11 protein-coding genes are annotated in these 24,340 nt (G+C 51.2%); 5 read left to right on the top strand and 6 right to left on the bottom strand.

Annotation, left to right across the window (positions count from 1 at the left end; translation table 11 throughout):
* Positions 1-8: 8 nt before the first annotated feature.
* From NNO08_RS13105 to NNO08_RS13120, 4 genes are all read right to left on the bottom strand, one after another.
* Positions 9-1,421, bottom strand: a complete 1,413-nt coding sequence (locus NNO08_RS13105) for a CheR family methyltransferase (protein WP_271456876.1) — start codon at positions 1,419-1,421, stop codon at positions 9-11.
* Positions 1,418-2,485, bottom strand: a complete 1,068-nt coding sequence (locus NNO08_RS13110; protein WP_271456877.1) for a chemotaxis protein CheB — start codon at positions 2,483-2,485, stop codon at positions 1,418-1,420. Before NNO08_RS13110 ends, NNO08_RS13105 begins: the two co-directional genes overlap by 4 nt.
* A gap of 1 nt (position 2,486) precedes the next feature.
* Positions 2,487-4,577: a methyl-accepting chemotaxis protein gene (locus tag NNO08_RS13115; RefSeq protein WP_271456878.1), complete on the bottom strand. Its 2,091-nt coding sequence runs from the start codon at positions 4,575-4,577 to the stop codon at positions 2,487-2,489.
* Positions 4,578-4,638: 61 nt separating this feature from the next.
* Entirely contained in the window at positions 4,639-6,606 is a 1,968-nt protein-coding gene (locus tag NNO08_RS13120; RefSeq protein WP_271456879.1) for a sensor domain-containing phosphodiesterase, read from the bottom strand.
* A gap of 820 nt (positions 6,607-7,426) precedes the next feature.
* Here NNO08_RS13120 and NNO08_RS13125 point away from each other — a divergent pair.
* Genes NNO08_RS13125 through lapD form a run of 5 tightly spaced genes read left to right on the top strand, consistent with a single transcriptional unit; the run spans position 7,427 to position 14,072 of the window.
* Positions 7,427-9,619 (top strand): putative bifunctional diguanylate cyclase/phosphodiesterase, encoded by a 2,193-nt coding sequence (locus NNO08_RS13125; RefSeq protein WP_271456880.1) that lies wholly within the window; start codon positions 7,427-7,429, stop codon positions 9,617-9,619.
* Entirely contained in the window at positions 9,612-10,544 is a 933-nt protein-coding gene (locus tag NNO08_RS13130) for a transporter substrate-binding domain-containing protein (RefSeq protein WP_271456881.1), read from the top strand. The genes NNO08_RS13125 and NNO08_RS13130 overlap by 8 nt, the downstream gene beginning before the upstream one ends.
* Before the next feature lie 28 nt (positions 10,545-10,572).
* The gene (locus NNO08_RS13135; RefSeq protein ID WP_271456882.1) at positions 10,573-11,421 is read left to right on the top strand and encodes a transporter substrate-binding domain-containing protein; all 849 of its coding nucleotides are present in this window, start codon (positions 10,573-10,575) and stop codon (positions 11,419-11,421) included.
* Positions 11,422-11,423: 2 nt separating this feature from the next.
* Entirely contained in the window at positions 11,424-12,116 is a 693-nt protein-coding gene (gene lapG, locus NNO08_RS13140; protein WP_442870782.1) for a cysteine protease LapG, read from the top strand.
* Positions 12,117-12,125: 9 nt separating this feature from the next.
* On the top strand, positions 12,126-14,072 hold the full coding sequence (lapD, locus tag NNO08_RS13145; RefSeq protein WP_271456883.1) for a cyclic di-GMP receptor LapD: 1,947 nt from the start codon (positions 12,126-12,128) through the stop codon (positions 14,070-14,072).
* A 60-nt stretch (positions 14,073-14,132) separates the two neighbouring features.
* Here the strand turns inward: lapD and NNO08_RS13150 are convergent, their stop codons facing one another.
* Positions 14,133-14,414, bottom strand: coding sequence for a hypothetical protein (locus NNO08_RS13150; RefSeq protein WP_271442603.1), 282 nt, complete (start codon positions 14,412-14,414; stop codon positions 14,133-14,135).
* Between the two features lie 60 nt (positions 14,415-14,474).
* Positions 14,475-24,248 (bottom strand): retention module-containing protein, encoded by a 9,774-nt coding sequence (locus NNO08_RS13155; protein ID WP_271456884.1) that lies wholly within the window; start codon positions 24,246-24,248, stop codon positions 14,475-14,477.
* Positions 24,249-24,340: the final 92 nt, after the last annotated feature.

The raw sequence follows: 24,340 nt of genomic DNA on the forward strand, positions 1-24,340 counted from the left end.
CGTTCTTTTTACCCGTTTTGATGGGCGAATTGCGCCAGTTGATGTTCACAAAGAAAACGAAACGTATTTCCAGGAAATACCATGGGCAAACGCAGACGACAAACCGTTGAAGGATTGTTCATTTCGTCGTTAAGTAATTGCATCACCACGCGATATGTACGCTGAGCGGGCTGGCGAAGCTCGCTTTGCCGATACATTTCAGCCAGATAATAGTGTGCAGGCCAGTAGCCAGGTTCCTGATAGACCACCTGTTTAAACCAGGCGATGGCCTGTTGCGTTTGGTGTTGCCACATCATCGCCAGACCGAGCAGCATTTTTGCTTCTGCCGACCATTCATCCTGCGCGAGGATCTTTTGCGCATTTCCGGCCGTCTGGGAAAACTCTCGTTGCTCCAGTGCAATCACGCCCTGAATCAGCAGCGCGTCCTGGTTACGGGGATCGTTGCGTAATACGCAGGCAATACACGCTTCAGCTTCGGAAAAACACTTCTCATCAAGGCAGGCACGGGCCTTTTTCAACCAGTCATCACATTGCTGCGCCGTGGGTGCGGGAGGTTCACACACCACGGGGGCGCTAGGAAGCGGAACGCGTACCGCGACGCGGGGCACCGGAGCGACTTTAGGGGCTTCTCGATAATGGCAGAAATAAAAAATGCCCTCTTCTTGCTCAAGCTTCAGAATATCGAAATTGTTGGCCAGCGTTTCCGCGTTGCCAAAGAACAAGGCTCCCTGCGGCTGCAGCATCTTAAGCAGGTTGCCATGCAGTTCGCGGCGTGTCGGCGTATCGAAATAGATAGACACGTTACGCAGCAAAATAATGTCAACTTCAGGCAGTAACTGCTCTTTGATAATGTTGGTGCGATGAAATGAGACTTTCTCGCGGATTTCATCATGTAGACGGAACAGATTCCCCGTCCGGGTAAAATAGCGCTGCTGAATCAGCGGATCGACACCACGAAACGAGTAGCTGGAATAACAGGCATTTCTGGCTTTTGCCAGAATCACCGGGTCAATATCACAACCGTAGATTTCAACCTGCTGCGCCATCCCGTTCTGGTACTTTTCATGCAGCTTGATTGCCAGCGAGTAGGCCTCTTCACCGGATGAACATCCCGCGCTCAGAATACGCACCGGGCCGCTACGCTGTTGCAGAAGGCGGGGCACCCATTTGTCGCAGATGAGATCCAGCGTGTCGCTTTCACGAAAAAAATACGTTTCGTTAATTGTAATCAGCGTAACAAAGCTATCAAACTCATCCTGAGAGATGCGCAGCCGTTCATAGTATTCATAGTAATTGCTGATTCCCAGCTCGGCCATACGTCGACTCAGCGCCGATTCCAGCAACGCTTCCATCGCATTATCAAAGTGCAAACCCACCCGGTCTTTGATCAACCGGGCATAATCGGGGAGATTGGGTATCATGGCAATTTACTCTCAACATGCCCGTGAAAAGCCATCGAAAGCAGAACCTTCGCAAGGTCATCCAACGGGATTGTGCGATGGATAAGCTGTTTGTCGATTGCGTTCTTATTCATACCGAAAACAACAGAGCTTTCTTCATCCTGCGCCAGCGTCCTTCCTCCCCGCCGGAAAATCAGTTCAATACCACGACAGCCATCGCTGCCCATTCCCGTCATAATCAGCCCAACGGCTTTTTCACGAAAAACCTCAGCAACCGACTCCAGCAGCAGATTACAGCTGGGGTGATACACATCACTTTCCTGTCTCGGGATCGCGGCCAGCCGTTGGTTTGTTTTGACGATCAGATGCTGTTCAGGCGGCAGTATGTACACATACCCTGCTTCCACACGATCGTCTTCCTGCGCCAGTCGAACCTTCAGTTCAGTCACGCTGTCCAGCCAGTGCACCATGTTTTTGGCAAAACCGTCGGCAATGTGTTGTGCAATCAACACCGGGCACGGGAACGTACCGGGCAACGCCTGCAATAGCCTGCTCAGCGCCTGTGGCCCGCCGGTAGAACAGGCTATCGCCAGCACAAAAGGCCAGTCCTCTGGTGTCTTTTCGGCATCCATTGCCGGGTGAGTTCCCGGCACGCGTTGCTCTGTGGGATAGCGTAATCCCTTGATATGACGAATCACTTTTACACCAACCAGCAATTCTACTTTGCGATGCAGCACTTCACTCGACAACGGAGCGCCACTGCTGTGGTGCAATACCGCCAGCGCACCGCGGGAAATGAAATCATCATCCCACTGGTTTTCAGGGAAATAGCGCAGAACGAGAATTGGGATGGCACTGGTCGCCATAATGGTTTCAACGATCTCAACGTTATCTGCCGTCGACGTATCCAGCGTCAGGATCAACAGGTCAGGCATCAACTGTTGTAACAGTCGAATCGCCTGCCTGCGGTGGGCTGCTTGCCCCACAACCCTTATATGCGAGTGCTCCTCCAGTTTTCTGACCAGCTCGTTGCGCGACACGCTGCCCAGATCGTGGATCAGCACCCGAATGTTGCCGCTATTCATGTCAGGCATCCATATCCGTCAAAGTAAATGACGTCGAAGCCTCTTTCAGCGCTTTCGACAGCTGCGTCATATCCTGACTCACGATCAAAATGTCTTTGATGGATTGCGACGTGTAATTACTGGCGACAACAATTTCACGAAGCGCCATAACCACTTGATTACTCGCCGTTTTCTGCTGTTGAGTTGACAAAGAGATTTGCAGCGCCGCCGTGGACGTTTGCTCCGCGGTGACAACAATGTCGTTCAGATGCTCGGCGCTCACTTTACAGGCCCTGGCGCCCGCTTTGATGCTCTCCCCGCCTTTTTCCGCATTCAGCACCAGACGATTGATGGCGTTTTGGATCTCGCTGATCTTGTTCTCGATCTCAACCGTTGATTCCGTCACGGAATCGGCCAGACGACGGATCTCCGCCGCCACGACCGAGAAGCGTTTCCCGGCTTCTCCGGCACTGGCCGCTTCCAGCGCTGCGTTAAAGGCAATCAATTTGGTTTGATCGGCAACACTGTTAATGATCACCATCACGCGGCTGATTTCCGTCGACTTATTGCCCAGCATCATAATTTCACGCATGTTTTGCTGGTTATCGGTATCAATATCCGTCATACGCATCAGCAATTGCGACATCGACTCAGAGCCTTTATTGCAATCTTCGAGCGTCTGGTTGGCAATATCCACAACCGCCCGCGAGTGCTCCGCGATCTGTGTGGAAGAGGCGGACAACTCCTCCATAGTTGAGGTGATTTCCGCAACCGATGATGAGGTTTCTACGCTGGTAGATGCCTGACCATCGACCGCTTCCGTAATATGCATCGACGCCTGATGTACCGAGTTGGCGTGAGAAACCATATCCCCCACCAGTGAGTGCAAACGCTGGCGCATCTTCTCTACCGCGCCAAGTAGCTCGCCAATCTCATCATGATGGTCGATTGGAACCTCTACCGTTAAGTCACCTTCAGCAATGGTCTGCGCAATACCCAGTACGCGGTTTAGACGGCGTGAAATCAGGAAGCGGCTGGCCACCGCAATCAGCAGTAAAATGACGGGCAGCAGGAAGGCGGTGAACAGCAGCAGGCCATTACGGACCAGGTTGCTGCTCCTGGCGACATCATCAACATTGCTGGTTGTCGAGATAACCCAATTGATCCCGTCAACATATTCATAGACGGCGACTTTCGTTTTGGGCGCAGTGCCATAGCCACTCACCCAATCGTAGTAGGTAATACCGTTTTTATGCTCGAGGATATCGGCAAACAGCTTGTATCCATTGGCATCGGTGATATTGATCGCCTGCTGATTACTGAGCGACGGGTGCACCAGCATACGCCCAGGTTCAAATCCGGCATCCAGTACATACGCGTAGCCATCTTTCCCAATACGCACATTCAGCAAGCGCTGAATGATCGGTTGCAGACTCTGCTTAACATCGAAACCTACCGCAACGGCTCCAACCACCTGACCATACTTATCGGCAATCGGCTCGTAGTGGCTAATAAACTGTTTTCCAAACAGCGTGACCACACCAGAAAACGGTTTGTTTTTCAGAAGAAGCGGCAATGCCGGATTATCACGGCCCAATGCCGTTGCCGTCGCCGTGTTGCCAGAGTTTGCTAACAGCGTACTGCTGACGCGAACAAACTGCTCGCCTTCCAGTACAAAAGTACTGGCAAATACGCTGGTTAATTCGGTGAAATGCGAGTTGGTCGTTGGGCTACTTAGAACCGCTTTTAATTCAGCTGCATCCATAGAATGCAGTGGTTTACTGGCAACATTCTGATAGTTGTTAATATAAACATTGCTGTAATGTTCCGCGTCCCGGGTCACCCTCTGGAATTCATTAGAGATGCTGTTATGGAAAATACGCGTATTGGTCTTGATCATTTCCAGCGCATTGGCTTGCAGCTCTTTCGACAGATAAGACGACAATATAAACGAAGCACCAATCAGCAACGTCGCAATGCAGATAACCAGAATCATACCGAGCTTCATTGCCACGCCGGGATGGATATTGTGTAGCCAGGATATTATTCGTGCACCGGACCCCTCAGAGGACGCCACAGCCGACCGTTCTTTCACTTTAATAACATCACTCATGATTTTTGTTCTCTACCTGAGAAGAAATTACGCTTGTTGGTCATAATTAAATTTGCACACGCTATTCCAGCATGAGCAGCGGCGTTGGCTTACCTATGTGATACCCTTGCAACCACCCCACCCCCATTTGCTCAAGGCACGCCTGAATGCTGGCGTTCTCAACAAACTCGGCGACAACCTGCATATTTTTCATTGCAGCGACGCGACAGAATGATTCAACGATGTAGTAGCTGATTTCACTTTCCGTGATCCGGCGAATAAAAGATCCATCGATTTTCAAAATGTCCGCTTCGATGTTCATCAAACGCGCATAGCTCGCAAACCCGGTACCAAAATCATCAATTGCAACCCGGCACCCCAGTTGACGAATTAAATGCAGCGCTTCTACAGTTTGTTCTTTGTCCGACAGCGTATCCGCCTCGGTTATTTCAAAAATAACGCGCTGCGGATCCACACCGTAATCCTGCAATAGCTGGGTGATCTTCGAGACAATATTTGAGCGACACACCGTGACAGGAGTCAGGTTAATGGAGAAGCATCGTTGGGGGCGATCGGACATCGCTTTGAAGGTATTTTCGATTACCCATAAATCAATATCCGGAGCTAACCCCGCTTCATGCGCCACTGGCAGGAAACTGTTTGGAGGAATAAATTCGCCTTTATCATTGAGCATCCGGATCAGGATTTCATGATAAAGCGCCTCCCCCCGGGTACTGACGATCGGCTGGGCCATCAGTACAAACGCATTGTTATCCAGCGCGTTTTGCAGCGCGGTACGAATATCTGTTTTATCGGCAATATGGTCACCAAGGATCCGGCTATGCTGGGCTTCAAGGTTTTCGGGTCTGCCGTTGGTTAGCGACAAACCCGCAACCATGGCAAGCTTGCCAACCAGTTGATAGATATCATCGCTGATATCGTTAATCAGGCAGTAGCCCAGACCAGTGCGAAAACCCAACCGCTGGTTATTGTGAAAGAGGCGAAAACCGTTAGCGGCATGGTACAAATCGCATAGCCGCTCATAGGAACCATCTTCAAGGCGGATCAGCAGATCATAACCTGCGTGGTAATAGACTTTCTCGCTTTCAACCAAATACCGCTGGAGATGATCGGCCAGAATCTTTTGATAGTGCGCGCGAAAATGAAAACCATAGCGGCGAGAAAAAAGCTCCAGCTCGGGGATCTGAATCAGACAGACTGTCGCGTTCTTCGTCGTAAACAGCTCGGTCTTCAGCGCACGTAAATTTGCCATCCCCGTCATGGGATCGGTCAACCCCAACAGCAACGCCTGGTTAAACCGCTGCCGGGTAAATTTGGCCAATGCCCCCATAATCACGATAGTCAGTGAAAAGACAAAGATCAGCGTAGAAACCAGCGCCTGATGCAGCATGAAGTTAACATCGTTGGCGATGTAACTTTCGTTATGTTTACCCAGGATAATCAGGACCACAGCCCATACGGGCATGGTGAACATATGGCCAATTTTTATCGCGCCCCACAGCATGAGCGGGAACAGAAGAATCAGACTATAGAACGAGAAAAAGATGTTTGGGTTAGGCGGCGACGTTAAACAAAACATCAGGCCCAGCAGCAACACGCACCAGGCAACCACGCCGTATGAACTCACATTACCTTTGCACTGCCCGACGACCGACTTAGCAAACGTAAACAAGTAAGACGGGCGGCGAGTGATACGGAATATCTTGTAGAAGAACGGGATCCCGGTCAGGCAACCGTTGACGATCCCTTGAACACGCACCAGCATTTCCAGACTCATCACCGGGTAATTGGCGACATCGGGGCGGTAAGCGTGGATCACGAATACAGCGAAGAGCTTGCCGAATACTAAGTACAGCAGAATGTTGTAACCACACAGCCAGACAATACGATTGAGGCTAATTTTGACCCGGCCAAAGCTACTTGAGCTGCGTCTGCCCGTCACTTTCCGGTATATCGCATAGCTTAAGGTCGATGCCAGAATCAGGCACAGCGCATCCAGGTGTTCATTTTGCGGACCGAGAGCAAACATAAGAACAAGAAACAGGAGAAACCCTGGCAGAACCCGGAAACCAAACAGGACAAGTGCGCCCGAAAAAACGGCCAGCTTAAGATCGTAAACTGTTAAAATATTATTATTGAAAATACAGTGTCCGTTAAGATATTGTGCCAACGGATAAAAAAGACTGGGTAAAAAAAGAGGCAGGCACCATTCTCGAATGCTTTTCGCAGTGATTGTATTTATTATCGCGTCCAAAACAATTTATCCGCTACACACTATACCAATAGGACTTTAATCCAGACTCTAATGTCGCAAACAGTTCCTTTTGGGTCAGCCGATTAACCGTAGCAAAATTGTCAACATTGACCGCGCACTGAGAACATAAAGTAATGATCTATGAGGAAGCGCGTATTTTATTCACATCAAGTCAGGAAATAAACACCCGCATATAGATAAAAATGGACATTTTGCAGATAAAAAGACAACTTCTTGCGTCAAGATAAAAACAACAACCATCTGATCTACAACACAAAAACAAACATCCATGATAATTACTCTACGAATCTTACGGAAGGCAAAAACACATTCTCCGGCACCGTTAATGTCAACTTTAATACAATGTAAAAATGATAATGAAAAATGTATTTTAGTGTACAAATTTACCTATTGACGAAAAGAACAGCATTATTTATATTCGCATACCGTTATTTTTGTCATTACTCACCGTTGTTCAATGTTAGTTATTTGTTACGCTTGGCGTTTCAAATTTGTCATCTAATACTATTCCATTAAGTAATAGCAGAAATTCAATTCAGCATTAGCACTATCTTTTCAGGAATTAACAAAATCTGTGGCAACGTCTCGGTTTTCCCTTAGCGCTATAAAGGGGTGGCAACATTCGATCACCGGCAAAATAACGCAATTTTTGCTGGCGGGCATCGTTATTGCTTTTGGCGCTGGCGCCTTTACCAGCTGGAGCCTGATAGACAACTTCTCCTGGCAGCAGTGGGTTCAGCGGGCGGAAGCAAATGCACAGATCATGACCTACATCATCAGAAGCGTGTATACCAACGTGTCGGTTGAAACCAGCGATTCAGGGCAAATCTCCCGTATCGTCTCCGACCGACAAATTGGCGATACCGACTCCATTCTGCAAACCGGCTATAACCCGGTAGACGTCCTGGCGCTGGCTTCGGTGCAAACACACAGCCCTACCTGGCTGTTTCTTTACACGCCGGAGAAAGGCTACGTCGGCATCAACAATAAATCGGAAGATGGCGAAGGCATTATCTCCTTCTCCGGACACCTGCCGCGTGACGTGCTGGCCAATTACTACATCGGTTTCGCCCAGATTAATGGTGAAGAGTGCTTTATTAGCGCAGTCCCTATTTTGACGCCATCTGGCGAAATCCTCGGTAGCCTGATAAGCAGCATTGGTAAAAAGAGCGACCTGTACGCAGCCTACGATGCGATGCTGAAAAAGAGCTGCATCATCTTTGTTCTCATTTTGCTGGTGACGTTGGCGCTGGGTACCTTGTTCATGCGCCGGTTATTCCGCCCGGTTCCGTTACTGATTAATTCGATTACCCGCATTGCCCATGAAGAAACCGACTGCATAACGCCCTACCTTGACCAGGACGATGAGATTGGCCATCTGGCCGGTGCGATTGAAAAACTGCGTGTGGCAATGAAAGAACGCGGCTATCTGCAACGCATGCATGAGATGTCGCAAAAGATGGAGCATATGGCCCATCATGATTCGCTGACCGGATTACCTAACCGCGTTTCGTTTGGTCTTGAGCTGGATAAACGCGTCAGCGAAATCCATCAGGAAGAAAAGCAGTTCAACCTGCTGCTCATCGACCTCGATAACTTTAAACCGGTCAATGACACTTTCGGTCATAAAGCAGGCGATGAAGTGTTAATCAGCGTGGCCCAGCGTCTGCAATTGCTACTGGGACCTAACGATATGGCAGCGCGACTGGGCGGTGATGAATTTGCGATCCTGCAACAGGTCAGCGAGAACGCCGTCAAAGAAGCAAACCGCCTGTCGAAACGTATCATTCGGGCATTGAGCACCCCCTTCACCTGGAGCACTCACACATTCTCCATTAGCTGCAGCATCGGGATTACAACAGCCCCCTGGCAGGGCAATAACACCTCCACATTGATGATCAATGCCGACCTTGCCATGTATGCCTCCAAACATCATGGCCGCGGTTGCTTCCATTTCTTCGAAGACGGCATGGTGATGACGCAGACCCACGGTCTGTTCATTAACCAGGAGATCATCGACGGTATTGATAACGAGGAGTTCGAACTTCACTACCAGCCGATTATGAATCTGCATGATGAAACGGTTTATGGCTATGAATCGCTGATCCGCTGGAACCATCCGACCAAAGGCCTGATTTACCCTGATTATTTTATCAATATTGCCGAAAGCTCCGGCCTAATTGTCCGTTTAGGTGAGTGGATTATTCGCCAGTCCTGCGAATCCGCAGCCAAATGGCCGGAACACATCCGGGTTGCCGTCAACATCTCGGCCTATCAGCTACACAGCCCCGGCCTGGTTGACGTGATTAAAGATGCATTACGTAACAGCCAACTGTCAGCAGAACGCCTGGAAATAGAGATCACTGAATCGGAGAAACTGGATAAGGCGATTGCCTTGCCCGTACTGCAAGAGATCCGTTCTCTGGGCATCGAAATCGCCATGGACGATTTAGGAACCGGATACGCGGCGCTGGATTATTTACTGATCTACCCTTTCACCCGCATTAAGATCGCACGCTCGCTGGTCGAGAAGCTGAAGCAAGATAATGCCAGCCAGTATTTGATCGTAATGCTTATCCAGTTCGCTCATAAATACAATATGTCGGTTACTGCAGAAGGGGTGGAAACCGAATATCAGCGGGACATTCTGCGCGATATTGAGTGCCAGCATGTTCAGGGATATTTCTTCAGCTATCCACTCCGCGAGCATGACGTGTTGTCCTCCTTTAGCGAAGCGCTTTTTGCAGAGGAGGCGTGCAATGTCTGACTTCTTGCGCATCACAACACGCGTATTGCTGGTCTTTTCTTTGCTGATCGCCTTTTGCACACGTTGCACGGCCGCATCTCCCCCGTCGTTACATGCGCTGGAGAAGATTGCCAGTACACAAACCATCATCCTTGGCTATCAGGATGATGCGTTTCCCTTCTCCTGGCAGAACGGTAATGACCCCGCAGGCTATTCTATTGATATTTGCAAAAATATTGTCAGCGCGCTCAAAACAAAACTACAGCTTAAAAAGCTAAACATTGAATGGGTGAAGACCAATTCGGCATCACAGTTTGTACTGATGAAAAATCATATGGCAGACATCATGTGTATACCTGCCTTTTATTCGAAAAGCCGCCACAGCATTAGCGAATTCTCACTGCCTTTTTACTTTTCCAGCACCCGCTATGTCATGCGTAAAAATGACAGCATTAACCATTTGGGCGAACTATCCGGGCATAGCGTGCTGGTAAAAAGCGGCACAATTTATGTGGAGCAATTGCAAAAAATCAATACCGCTAATGCCCTTGATATCAACATTCAACTTGATACGAATAATGTTGCCGCCTTCAATGAACTCAAGAATGGCGAATATTCGGCCCTGATCTCCAGCACGGTATTATTGAAAGGGATGATTGCTCAGGCCACCAATCCCGAAGATTATGCACTGTCAAAAATTGCCCTCAGTGCCCCACTTCCGGCCGGGCTGTTGCTCCCTTTACACGATAAAGAATTTAAAGAATTTGTTGATAGTGCGCTCTCGTCACTCATGACCAGCAAAGAGTTTACCGCGCTGTACACTAAATGGTTTCAGTCTCCGATACCGCCAGGCGCCATTAATTTAAACATTCCCATGTCAGATAACCTGAAAGCACTCACCGCAGCTAAGAAGAAGATCAGTTTTGATTATGAAAAATATAATTAATCATGAAATGACAAGGATAACGCGCGCGATGCATTGGCTGATCTTGCTGGTTGGCGTCGCGACATCCCCTGCACTGATAGCGCAGCAAAACGCCGCTACGCTTGACCATATCCAGTACAGCAGCGTGTTAAACATCGGCTATCGTCAACTACCGCCGTTCTCTTTCACCGATAAAAGTGGCAAAGTCACGGGTTACACCGTAGCGCTGTGCAACATCATTGCCGATAAACTACGCCTGTATCTGAAGCTCAACAGCTTAACCGTTCACTATATTCCCGTGAACTTTGCGGACCGTTTCTCCGCATTGAACACCCGCAAAATAGATATGGATTGTGGCGTTAATGCTAACGCGCCGGAACGGACCTCCAGCGTTTCATTTTCTATTGACTATTACATCGCCAAAATGCGCATTATCTCGTTGCGCAAAAACAATATTGACGCACTTGAGGATTTAAAAGGACGGACAGTGAGCCTGACTGGAAGCTCAAAAGATCTGCTGGAATTTAATAAAGTCAACAGAGAGAAGCATCTCAATATCTCAACGATTACCACCACCACCATCAACGGTGCGTTCGAGAAAATGGCACATAATGAATCCACCGCATTATTCCTCGATGATGTTCTGTCCTGGCCGCTGATCAACCACGATGAACAACCCGAACAATTTAGCGTGTCGTCTGAGACCATCGGCAGTGATATGCACTATGCCATTATGATGCGCAAGAACGATCCGCAGTTTGTGACCTTTGTTAACAGTACGCTGAAAAATATTTTTGCCTCACCGCTTGATGCACAGCTGCGTAAAAAATGGCTGATGCCTGATTCCTGCAAAAATATAAATCATCAACCCGCCGTCCATTGCCAGCATAGCAATTGAACATTTTCCGTTCGTGTACGCTTCAGCGAATCATTCGCTTCTGGCAGATATCTGGCGCACTGCTGCTGGTACTCACCGTCAACTCACTGCGTGCGGCCTGGGACTTTGCCACTATTCAGCAGAAATCCGATGCGCTGTATGGTCCTGCCCACGCAGACGCACAACAGCGAATCAATGCCTGGCAGCAGTTGCTGATCACACTACGAAATGCAGACGAACAAACACAATTACGCGCCGTAAACCTGTTTTTCAACACGCAATTACATTACGCCGAAGACAGCGAGGTCTGGCACAGCGTGGACTACTGGGCAACGCCGGTAGAGTCTTTGCGCAAAGGTGAGGCCGATTGTGAAGATTACGCAATCGCCAAATATTTTACGCTCCGGCAGTTGGGAGTCCCCGAAGAGAAGCTGCGCATCACCTACGTTAAAGCCCTGAGCTATAACCGGGCGCACATGGTATTGACCTGGTATGCCGCGCCGGACGCAGTCCCGCTGGTACTCGACAGCCTGACGAACAGCCTTTCACCGGCCACGCAGCGTACCGATTTATTACCCGTGTACTCCTTTAACAACAGTGGTCTCTGGCTCCCGGGCACACAGAACAATAAACGCGTTGGCGACAGCAAGAGACTTTCTCGCTGGCAGCAAGTTTTCACAAAAATGCGGGAAGAGGGCTTCCCGATGGATAAATAGGAATCGCCTGTGTCTCTTTTCAAACAGTTACTCCTGGCAATCTCTCTCTTTATGCTGGTGGTATTCAGCGGCAATTTTATTGTGACGCTGGAAAGCTCCCGCGATCAGTCCAACAATCAGCTCCTTTCGCATGCTCAGGATGCGGCAACAGCGTTAGGGGTTTCGCTGACCCCCAATGTCAACGATCCGGCGATGATTGAGCTAATGGTCAGCTCCATTTTCGATAGCGGTTACTACAAAAAAATCCGCATTGTCGATCTGAAGAACGGCAAAATCATCCTTGAGCGGAGTGCGGCAGCATCGATCCCCAATGTACCCGCCTGGTTTGTTGAGCTGGTAGATGTCACGGCGCAAACCGGCGAAGCGACAATCATGCGTGGCTGGCAGCAGGCGGCACGTGTTGAAGTCACCAGTGATCCTATCTTTGCTGTGCAACGCCTGTGGGACAATACGTTAGGTAATCTGTTATGGATGCTGTCCTGTAGCCTCATTTGCCTGGGGGCTGGTGTTTTGCTGCTGCGCAAACTGCTGCAACCGCTCAATTACCTGGCGAAACAGTCAGAAGCTATTACCCGCCGTGAGTTTCTGACCCTGTCAGAACTCCCCAAAACACCGGAGTTGCGTCGTGTTATCGGGGCGATGAATCTGATGGCAACCAAACTCAAGTCATTATTTGAAGAGCAGGCCATCTACAGTGAACGTTTGCACAACGAAGCCTATCTCGACAGCCAGACCGGAATCGCTAACCGCCGGGCATTCGATATGCAGCTTCAGGCACGCCTGAGCGATGCTGACACTGCGCCTGGGTATCTGATGTTAATCCGCGTGCAGGACTTAGGTGGGCTAAACCAACGTTTTGGGGGGCCGCATACCGACAAATTGCTGCTCAATATCGCCAACCTGCTGACAGCGCAGAAAGAAAAATATGCGTCTCTCAACAGTACCGTCGCCCGTATTCGCGGGGGCGAGTTTGCTCTGCTCTGCCCCGGCGTCACGCACGGCGAAATGCTGGAACTGAGCAATTCACTTAGCCAAAAGCTCATGGCCTTTTATGCCACCGGGATGTCAGACCAACAGCCCGTCGCCTATACCAGCATGGTGCCATTCAGCGCCGGAGATAATGCACAGACATTGCTGATTCAGGCCGATCGTCTGTTGGTGGAAGTAGAAACACACACTGAGCATCAGGTCGTGCCCACCACCGACGTGGCGACGGCGACCGAAGATCAGCACCTGTGGTTTGTGCGTCTTGAACACGCGCTGGAAAATCAGCAATTCCAGTTGGTTTATCAGCCCGTTGTGGACTGCCAGCACCCGCACAACATTCTGCATTACAAAGTGCTGTCACGCATTGTTGATGAACAGGGCAACACCATTAACGCTGGTCGATTCCTGCCGTGGATCCACCGTTTTGGCTGGAGCCATCGTCTGGACCGGGTGATGCTGAAACTGACGTTAAATCAGCTGAAAACTGCGCCAGGAAAACTCGCTCTGAGCATTTCCGGCAGTTCCGTCGCCAGTGCAAACACGGTGGCGGACCTGTTGAATCCATTGAAATATTCACCACGATTAGCCAGTCAACTGATTCTGGAACTGGATGAAAATCAGTTGCCAGGGCCAAACCAAATGGCGGCGTTTGTGAAAGCCGTGAGCCAGCATCGCTGCTCGCTGGGTTTGCAGCACTTTGGCAGCCGCTTCGATATGATCGGTCATCTGTCCCAGTGGGGGCTTGCCTGGCTGAAAATCGACAGTAGCTACATTCGTAATATTGATCAGGAAAGCGATAAGCGGTTGTTTATTGAAGTGTTATACAACGCTACGCGCAGTATTGACCTGCCATTAATCGCTGAACGCGTTGAAACGCAGGGCGAGCTCAGGGTGTTGCAGGAATTAGGCATTGATGGCGCGATGGGGCAACTACTGGGTGAGCCCGCACCGTTGTCACAATTACACTAGCACTGTGTTTGCCGGATGGCGCTTCGCTTATCCGGCTTGCACGCTGACTGCCTGCCTACGCTAAAAAATACGGTCATCGCTACCCAGCAGTTGTTCTAACCCACCAAGCTCCTGGCGCGCGTTTGCGCGATTCATCAGTTTTACCTGTGCCATTGGCGGAAGATCGGTAATGGCAATGACCCCTTTACGGATCAGCAGGTAAATCAGGTCGTCCAGTACGCGCACCATTTCAAGGTCGCTCTTTTGCAGCATCGCCAGGAACTGTTGATTATCAAGTTCCGCGCTTTTGCTCCCCCCTTCTTTTTCAGGATGAGCGTTTGCATCTGGTGGAACAGAATTCATGTTGTAACCTTACATATTGCGTGATGCACTGCCCTGTTGGCACAGGGCAGTGAGCATCCGTTAGTGAGTGTGATTTTGGTCAGGTTTAGCGATCAGGTGATCCAGCGAATACGTCGTGGAATGTAAATCACCGCCAGGGTGACCCGACAGCGCGGTATCAATCCCATGCGCGACCTTCGCCGGGCTGGCAATCAGATGATGATCGTCGCCGCTGTGAATGTATTTCGCGATGTCCACACCTTCGTGCAGTTCACGCGCCAAATCGCTGAGATCAACGTTATCGAGAGCGCTCTTCGCTTTGTCTGTAACACCCTGCGCCGCATTCGTCCCATGTACCTTCGTAGAAGAGGCATAGGAGAGTGACAGCGCACTATCGTCAAACAAATCGTGCAAGGCATGCTGAACCGCCGCATGATGCCCCTTGTCCACCGCTTGACCTTTGATCGGCGTGGGATCGTCCATGATGACATTCAGCGTTTGCGCATAGTGTGCGGTATTGCCGTGGTTATCGTTCGCCTCAACCAGCACGTTCACACGGTTATGCCCGGCACGGAATGACGACGTATCCACCTCAAAGTCATAACGCAGTTCGTTATTCACCTGATGCAGCGTTGCATCATACAGATGACCGTTAACCAGCGCGTTGATGTGCTCGCCGTCATGTACATCGCCCGTTACGCTACCGGTGATATGCGTGACGGTATCCTGTGCTTCAGCGCGTGAAATATGGTTATCGCCGGCGATTTTATCGACCACGATGCTGGCATCGGCGTGAGTATCGAGGATCAGATTTTTGTGATCGCTCACATCTCGCGTATTGCCCGCCGCATCACGTAACGTCGTCTTCACCTGAACGTCGTTGTTGCCTTCGTTCAGATACGCATTCGATATCGCCGCCTGGTAACCCAGTGTATGGGTCGCAGGATCGGCAACTATCGTAGCAATGGTGTCATGGCCATTAACGCTGATCGTGACCGTTCCCCCCGCCTGCGCATCGCCCGTGACCGTCCCGCGAATCACGGTATCCGTTAGCGATTCTTTCTGATTCACAACGTTGTCGCCCGCGATACCATCGGTGAGGGTAATCGTGCCGTCAGCATGCGTATCCAGCACCACGTTTTTCTGATCGTGCACCTCTAACGTGTTGCCTGCACCATCGTGTAACGTCGTTTTCACCTCAACCTTATTGTCGCCCTCATTCAGGTACGTTCCCGGAACCGCAACCTGATAAACCGTCGAGGAGCCAGGCACTAACGTAGCCTTCATGTTGTTGCCATTGATACTGACATCAACGACATCGGTCGGGTGCGTGTCGCCGGAAACCGTAAATTTAATTACCGTGTCTGACTTCGATTCATTCAGGTTAACGACGTTGTCGCCTGCGATGTGGTCATTAATGGTAATGGCACCGTTGGCCTGCTCATCAACAGAATAGGTATGTGTCGATTTTGCGGTGAACGGGTTCCCCGGCGCGTCATGCCCGGCAAGCTCAACATCAATGACCTTGTGCGTATCACTACGCAGAACCGCCGAATCCACGTCAATCTGATAGCCCAGACCGCCGCTGCTCAGGGTGACAACGCTGCCACTATACTTGTGCCCATCGATGGTTAAGGTAACCGGATCCTGAGCCTTCGCATCGCCGCCGACATGGCCGGTGATGGTGACCGTTGGCCCTGACAGCTCCTGATGGTTGAGAACGTTGTCTGCCGTGACGCTGCCAATGTCGACGGTCCCTGAAGCCACGCGATCGATGGTGATCGTCTTATCGGTATCAATTTGCTGGCGGTTACCGGCATCATCATGGGCAACAACGTGGGCGGTAATATGCTGGTCATGAACCAAATCAACCGTGCTGGCTTCAACGTGGAACACCTTGTGGCCACCATTGTCGGTGACTTTCGCCGTCAGATCCTTGCCATTGACGGTGACGGTGACCAAATCGCCAATATCAACGTCGCCGGTCACAGAACCGGTGATAGTGGTGGTCGGCTTCCCGGCTTCAACGTTATTCAGCACGTCATCGTTGGACACGGTGTCCAGCACAATCGTCGCATCCACGTGATCATCAATGACCACGGTTTTGTCATACGTCGCAGTCTGGCTATTACCCGCCGCATCATGGCCCGTCACGCTGACGTGAATGGTCGGATCCGCATGAAGATCCGCGGTACTGACGAACGCTTTATATCCCAACTGCCCGTTCATATGCGGCAGTTCAATGACCGTAGCCTCAACCGGATTGCCATTAACGGTGATATAAACCTTATCGTTTTTGTGTACGTCACCATCCACGGTGCCACTGACTTCGACCGTACCGGCTTTTATCTCATCAGCATTGATCACATCATCGCCGCCCACGGTATTAACCGTTACCGCAGCCGTCGCGGTGGTATCAACAGAAAACGCTTTGGTGATACTGGTGTCCTGGACGTTGCCGTGATTATCGTGGCCAGTCACCGTAGCCTCGATGGAATGGTCAGCCACCAGATCTGATGTATTGATATCAACGGTGTAGTGCTTATTCGCATCAATCATCGCGGTATAAGTTTGACCGTTAACCTTCAGGGTCACGCTTTCCCCCTGGTGGACATCACCCGAAACAAAACCGCTCACCGCAATCGTAGGCAGCCCTGTTTCCTGTGCGTTCAGTACATTGTCGGCGGTAATATTATCGACCGTGACGCCCGCATCGGCTTTGAGATCGACGTCAACGTGCTTTGACGTCGAGCCCGTGCCGGTATTCCCGGCCGCATCGGTAGCGCTTACCGAGGCGGTAATGTCCGGGGTATTACGCAAATCGTTAATGCTGACTTCCTGCGACCAGGCCCATTGGCCGTGATCGGCCTGTACCACGGTGGTTAAGGTATTGCCATTCACCTGCAGCGTCACCACGCTGCCGTCATGAATACCTTCGCCGCTGACCGTACCGCTAATCGTTGTTTTACCGCTTTGCGCTTCTTTGCCATTGATAACGTCATCGCCGGCAACCGGGTCCATGGTGATATGGACCGGATTATCGGTATCGACCTGAATGGTTTTCGGCACGCTCGAGGTGTCGCTGCCCGCAGCGTTATTGACGGTAATGGATACGTCAAACGTCGGATGCGTCTTAAGCTCGGACGACGGAACATCCACCTGCCAGGCCAGTTCCCCCGGCAGCCCCGGGATCTCAAATACGTTACCTGTGTGAGGCTGATGATTGATGATGACGGTCACAACATCGCCAACGTGGGCATCACCGGTGACCAGACCGCGAATCGGCGTGGTCGGTTTTTGCGCTTCAGCGCCGTTGAGAACGTCATCGCCCGTTACCGGATCCACGGTAAGATGGACATGCGGTTTCTGAGGCTGCGTGGTACCCGTACCCGTTGTTGGTGGCGTGACCACTGGCGGCGTCGTGAACCCGTAAGGCGTATTGCCGATCACGGGTGTATAGTGCAACCACGGTAGATCGATAAATTTATGCTCTGTTGCTGTCGCCGTGTTGCCATGATTATCATGGGTGGTGATAGACACCAGAATATCGCCATTGTCTGCGAATTTATCGGAGCCAATATCCGCCTGATAGCCGAGTTGACCATCGGGAAGTGTAATGACTTGAGTGGTCAGGACAAATCCGTGTCCCACCGTTATGGTCACCGTATCACCTATAACCGCATCGGGAACGACATGTCCGGTTATGGCGATAAAGTCCGGCCTGCTGCCAGGAAGCAGGTTATTCGCAATAGGGTTACCTGGTGGTCGACCACTGGAGGCGGAATCAATAGTTATCCCGGCATCAGCAAGGGTGTCAATCACCACCGGCATATCAGCATACCCGTGTGCAACGTTGCCTGCCGCATCCTTTGCCGTTACCCCGGCATGAATATTCGGGTCCATCAACAGATCGAGCGTTGAAACCTCGGTGCGAAATACATGCTTACCGTGGTCATCCTGCACCTGCGCATAGTAGGTCTGATGGTTAATGGTCAGTTCGACCAGATCGCCCACCTTCACATCGCCGCCCACGCTACCGGTCACGGTGGTCAGTGGGTTATGCGCCTCTTTGTAGTTGATCACCGCGTCATGATCATCCGTCACCAGCGGGTCGATAAAGACGATAGCCTCGGCGCGATCGTCTATTTTCACCGTGCTTGTCGCATCCGCCGTCGCGGTATTGCCGTAAGGATCGGTGGTGGTAATGGTTGCCGTGATATGCGGATTGTTTTGCAACCATTGGGTATCCACATCGATGTGATAACCCAATGTGCCCTGATTCGGCAGGTCAACCACAGTGGCATCGACCTGGTGACCGCCGATGGTCAGATGAACCGTATTCCCCACCTGCGCATCGCCCCCCACCGTACCGCTGATGGTTGTTTTAGGCACCTGCAATTCAGTACCGTTCAGAACGTCATCACCCGTCACACGATCGATAGTGATCGCGGCAAGGGCCTGGTTATCCAGATTAACGTCATGATACGCCATAATATGAGCATGGTTCTTCGCCGCGTCGGTAATATCCATCGACACTTCGATATGCGGGTTAGCCACCAGATCGGAAGTCGCTACGATAATTGTGTAACCCAACCGATTGCCGCTAAACACGTCAACAATGCCATGATACGTTTGGCCGTTGATCGTCATCACCAGCGGATCACCCGGATGAACCTCGCCGGTCACGGTGCCGGTCACGGAGGTGGTAGGCAGATGCTGTTCGACATCATTCAGTGTGTTGTCTGGCGTAACGGCGTCAATCGTAATCGTCGCATCCACACGGGTATCGATCACCACCGTGGTCTGCGCATTGGCCGTTGCCGGGTTACCTGCGATATCCGTGGTACTGACGGTGGCTGTTAAATGCGGGTCGGCCAACAGGTCGGGGGTGCTGACTTTAATGCTATATCCAAGATGCCCGCCCTGATCGGTTACTTTCCCGGTCAGGGTATGACCATTCACGGTAAGATAAACGGTATCGTTGACGTGTACATCGCCGCCGACTTTCCCGGTCACAAAGGTGAACGGCTGACGGGATTCATCGCCGTTGACCATATTGTCGCCGGTGACAGGATCGATAGTCAGGGCCGCATCCGCCTGGAGGTCAACCTGCAAATCTTTACCCATCAGACCGTCCTGGGTGTTGCCAGCAACATCCTGACCCACCACATGCGCAGTAATATGTGGGTTGGCGACGAGATCGCTACTCTGAACATCCAATTTATAGCCCAGCGCACCGTTATGCTCTGGCAGGTGCTGAACGGTGGTTTCGTAGGTTTTACCGTTGACGATAACCTCAACTTTAAAGCCGACATCCACATCGCCGGAAACCGTGCCCATCACCTCGGTAGTCGGCTTAACGGACTCGGCGCCGTTAATCATATCGTCGCCCGCCACGGTATCGATGGTGATCGCCGCCGCCGCATGGTTATCAATATGAACTTTATGGTCAGTGTGTTTGATGACCTCATTACCTACGGCATCATGTGAGACGACCGTGGCTCTGAATGTCACATCTTTATCCTGGTCACCCAGATTATCGCTGAACGCCGACGAGTCGACCGGGATTTGATAGCCCAGTTTACCGTTATTCAGCGTGATAACTTCACCTGTAAATGTGTGGCCATTAATCTCAAGAGTGACAACATCGTGAACTTTCGCATCACCGCCGACGGTGCCGATGATGATTTGCTGAGCCATATCCAGTTCACTATGGTTCAGTACGTTATCAGCGGTGACCTTATCAATCGTAATGCTCGCCTCAGCGTGCAAATCGATATGCACCTGATGGTCATGCGTTACCGTTGAGGGGTTGCCGTGTTCATCGACGGTTGAAATGGAGACATGGACCTTCTGGTCGCTGCCATCTTTCAGGTTATCGGTGCTGACTTCAATACTGTAGCCCAGCGATCCGTCAGTTAGCTTACTGACCTGGCCGTGGTAGGTCTTGCCATTAAAGGTTAAGGTAACGTCATTCCCTTCCTGCGCATCGCCGCCGACCGGCCCCGTGATAATCGTCTTATGCAGAATAGACTCTGCCTTACTGATAATGTCATCACCCGCAACGGTATCGATGCCGATAGAGGCGCTGGCGTTCAGATCCAGCCCAACGGTACGATCCGCGGTTGCCGTAGTTTCGTTACCATGATCATCTGTGGTGTGAATACTCGCGTGAATCACCGGATCGTTGACCAGGTTCTGGGTGTCAACCGGGATATAGTAGCCCAGACCACCGTTCGCCAGCTTCACCACCGCACCGGAGTACGGATGACCATCAATCACCAGCTCCACGGTATCGTGCTCTTTCGCATCGCCGCTCACTGTGCCGCTGATGGTGGTCTTACCGTTATTGTCCGTCGACTCCTTGATGTTGATGACGTTATCAGCCGTCACGCCGTCAATGGTGATATGCGACTGCGTGTACATATCGCTACTGATGGTTTTCATCTCTGAATGCGTGACGCTGTTCCCCTCTGCATCGGTGGAGGTAACAGACACGGTAATTTCCGGATGGCTCATCAACATATGGGTATTCATCGGGAAGCGGTACCCCAGCCCACCGCCCGCCAGCGTGATAACGGCACCTTGCATCACCGTAACACCATCCAGCTTCAGGATCACCGTATCACCCACTTTCGCATCAACACCAGTCACGGTGCCGGTGATTGGCGTAATGCCACCGTTGGCGGAAAACTCTTTGATATTAATAACGTCATCGCCCGCGACGGTATCGATATGCACCTGGTTTACCGCAAAGTTGTCGATATGCACGTTGTGGTCGCAGGTGGCAATCGCCAGGTTGCCCGCCGCATCGTGGGAGGTAACCGTCGCCCTGATGTTGACATGTTTATCCTGGTCACCCTGGTTGTCACTGAATGCCGACGAGTCGACCGGGATTCGGTAACCCAGATGGTTATTACCTAGTGAAATGACCTTACCGGTAAACTTGTAGCCATTAATTTCGAGGGTGACTTCATCGTCAACTTTCGCATCACCGCCAACGCTACCGCTGATGATTTGCTTAGCCATATTCAGTTCAGCATGGTTCAGGGTGTTATCGGCAGTCACCTTATCAATCGTAATACTCGCCTCAGCGTGCAGATCGATATGCACCATATGCTCGGACGTTGCTGCTGCTGTATTGCCGTGTTCGTCAACGGTTGAGATGGAGACATGGATCTTCTGGTCGCTGCCATCCGTCAGTGTGTCTGTGTCGACCTCAATGCGGTAGCCCAGCGAGTGGTTAGCGAGTTCAATAACCTTGCTGATATAGGTTTTACCGTTGAAGGTTAAGGTGACGGTATCATCTTTCTGCGCATCGCCGCCGACGGGCCCTGTGATGGTTGCCTTATGCAGCTCGGACTCGGCTTTACTGATAATGTCATCACCGGCGACGGTATCAATGCCGATAGAGGCGCTGGCGTTAAGATCCAGCCCAACGACATGTTTCGTCACCGCCGTCATTTCGTTGCCATGATCGTCCGTGGTATGAATGCTCGCATGGATAAGCGGGTTGGCTAACAGATCCTTAGTCTCTACGGGGATATGGTAGACCAGATTGCCGTTTGCCAGCTTTTCCACTTCACCCGAATAGTGTTGACCATTAATCACCAGCTCAACGGTATCGTGCTCTTTCGCATCGCCGCTTACCGTGCCACTGATGGTGGTCTTGCCGTTATTGTCCGTCGATTCCTTGATGTTGATGAAGTTATCAGCGGTCACACCATCAATGGTGATATGCGACTGCGTATACAGGTCGGCGCTGATGGTTTTGGTTTCAGAATGCGTGACGCTGTTCCCCACTGGGTCCGTAGAGGTAACAGAAACCCTAAATTCTGGATGAGTTACCAGCTTATGGCTGTTTACCGGAATGCTATAGCCCAGCCCACCGCCCGCCAGCGCGATAACCGAACTGTGAATCACCGCGCCCCCCTTCAGCTCCAGGGTAACCACATCACCCACTTTCGCATCCACGCCGGTCACGGTACCGGTAATTTGCGTGATCCCGTCGTTGGCTAAAAATTCCTTGATATTAATAAGGTCATCACCCGCGACGGTATCAATATGCACCGCGTTTTCCGCGAAGTTATCGAGATGTACGCTGTGGGTTTCGGTGGCAATTGCCAGGTTACCTGCCGCATCGTGGGAAGTGACGCTGACGTGTACCGTCACCTCTTTCAGCACCTGACCGACGTTGTCAGAAAAAGTAGCAGAGTCGACTTCAATGCGGTAGCCGAGGGTATTTTTCCCGGTATCAATCACCTGGCCGTGATACTGATGGCCGCTGATCTCCACCAGCACCGGGTCGCCCGCTTTCGCGTCTTCCCCGCGCACTTCCCCGATAATCACCTGCTTATTCGCCGACAGCTCAGTGAAGTTCAGGGTGTTATCGGCGGTGACATTGTCAATCGTCAGGGTGTTGTGTGCCTGGGTATCCAGCACCACAGTTTTGTGCGTAATGGCAATCGCTTCGTTACCGACAGCGTCATGGCTGACCAGCGTCACCTGCACATCATTTGCACCTTCTTTCAGCGTTGAGGAAGGCACCACAATTTCATAACGCAGCTGGCCATGGTCGTCGAACACCGTGCCATGGAATGTTTTACCCTGAAGCGTCAAGGTGACCGGATCGCCCACTTTGGCATCACCGCTGGCTACGCCAGAAATGATGGTCGGCATGCGAGATTCGTTAGCGTTGACGACATCATCATTTGCCACCGTCCCGATGGTCACCGCATTCTGTGCATACAAATCGTTATCGACATAGTGATCGGTCGAAACGGTGGTGCTGTTGCCGGCATCATCGGTAGAGGTGAGGGAGGCATGAATCGTCGGGTCATTCAGCAGCCCTTGGGTCAGGACCGGGATGTTGTAAGTCAAAATGCCCGTTCCCGGATCGTCGACCGTGCCGGTATACGTTATACCGTCGACAACCAGCGTCACGACATCACCCGGCTTTGCATCTCCCCCGACAGACCCGTGAATCACGGTTTGCGACAGAAGAGACTCCTGGTGGTTAATCAGGTTATCTGGGGTCACGCTATCGACCGTAATATCGATACGTGGACCGGTAATATCAATCAACGCATTGTCGAAAGTTTGTGCGGTCCGCCCCGAGACATCGGTCGCTATTGCCACCACGGTTACATTTCCCGGTACCAGTGCGCCAAGATCGGTATCGATATTCCAGTGACCGTTACTTACCGGGACATCTACAGTGAATGTGTTTTTTTGGCTATCGGTGAAGGTGAGCGTGACGTGATTTTGGTTACTGGTGCCGCTTAAATGGGTCCGGTGGAATTCAGTGTTATTAATGTAGCCATCGTTACCCGCAAACTCGGTAATTTGCACTTCGGGTGGGAACACACTGGCTGTACCTGTGTCCATTCCCCCTACCGGCTGATTGATATCCCAGGTCGGGCTCCCCAGCCCTTGCGTGTCAAAACCGGCTGTTGGATCAACAACTTGTCCGGTTAAGGCCAGTTGGACCAGCGTGTGACCACCCCCACCGCCCTCCAACTGCACCGGCGCTTCATTACCCGCTGCGGTCGCATCCAGTGTCTGCGTCGGGTCAGCCCCATCAGCAATCGCTTTTTGTACGGCGGCAATATCCTGAGCATCACGTTCCGGAGTAGAGTTGGCCTGTAGCCCATGATCGCCCCAGTGGCTGTTGCGACCAACATCCAGCGTTTTTCCGTCCGGTAAAGAGAGACTTACCGCACCGTTGGCACCGGTCACAATTTCTTCACCGCTATATACTCTGTCGCCTTCATGAACACGTCGCTGTGCGCCACTTGCGTCAACAACATAAACCTGTCCAATTATTGCTTTGATCACACCGAGTAATTTGCTCACCGTAACCTCACTTAAATACCATCATTATTTTTATAAACTCGTTAATAAATTAACGAACAAATATCACATTCATTTAATGTAAACATTAATAT

The organism is Citrobacter sp. Igbk 17 (genome assembly GCF_028069775.1).
Classification (GTDB): domain Bacteria; phylum Pseudomonadota; class Gammaproteobacteria; order Enterobacterales; family Enterobacteriaceae; genus Citrobacter.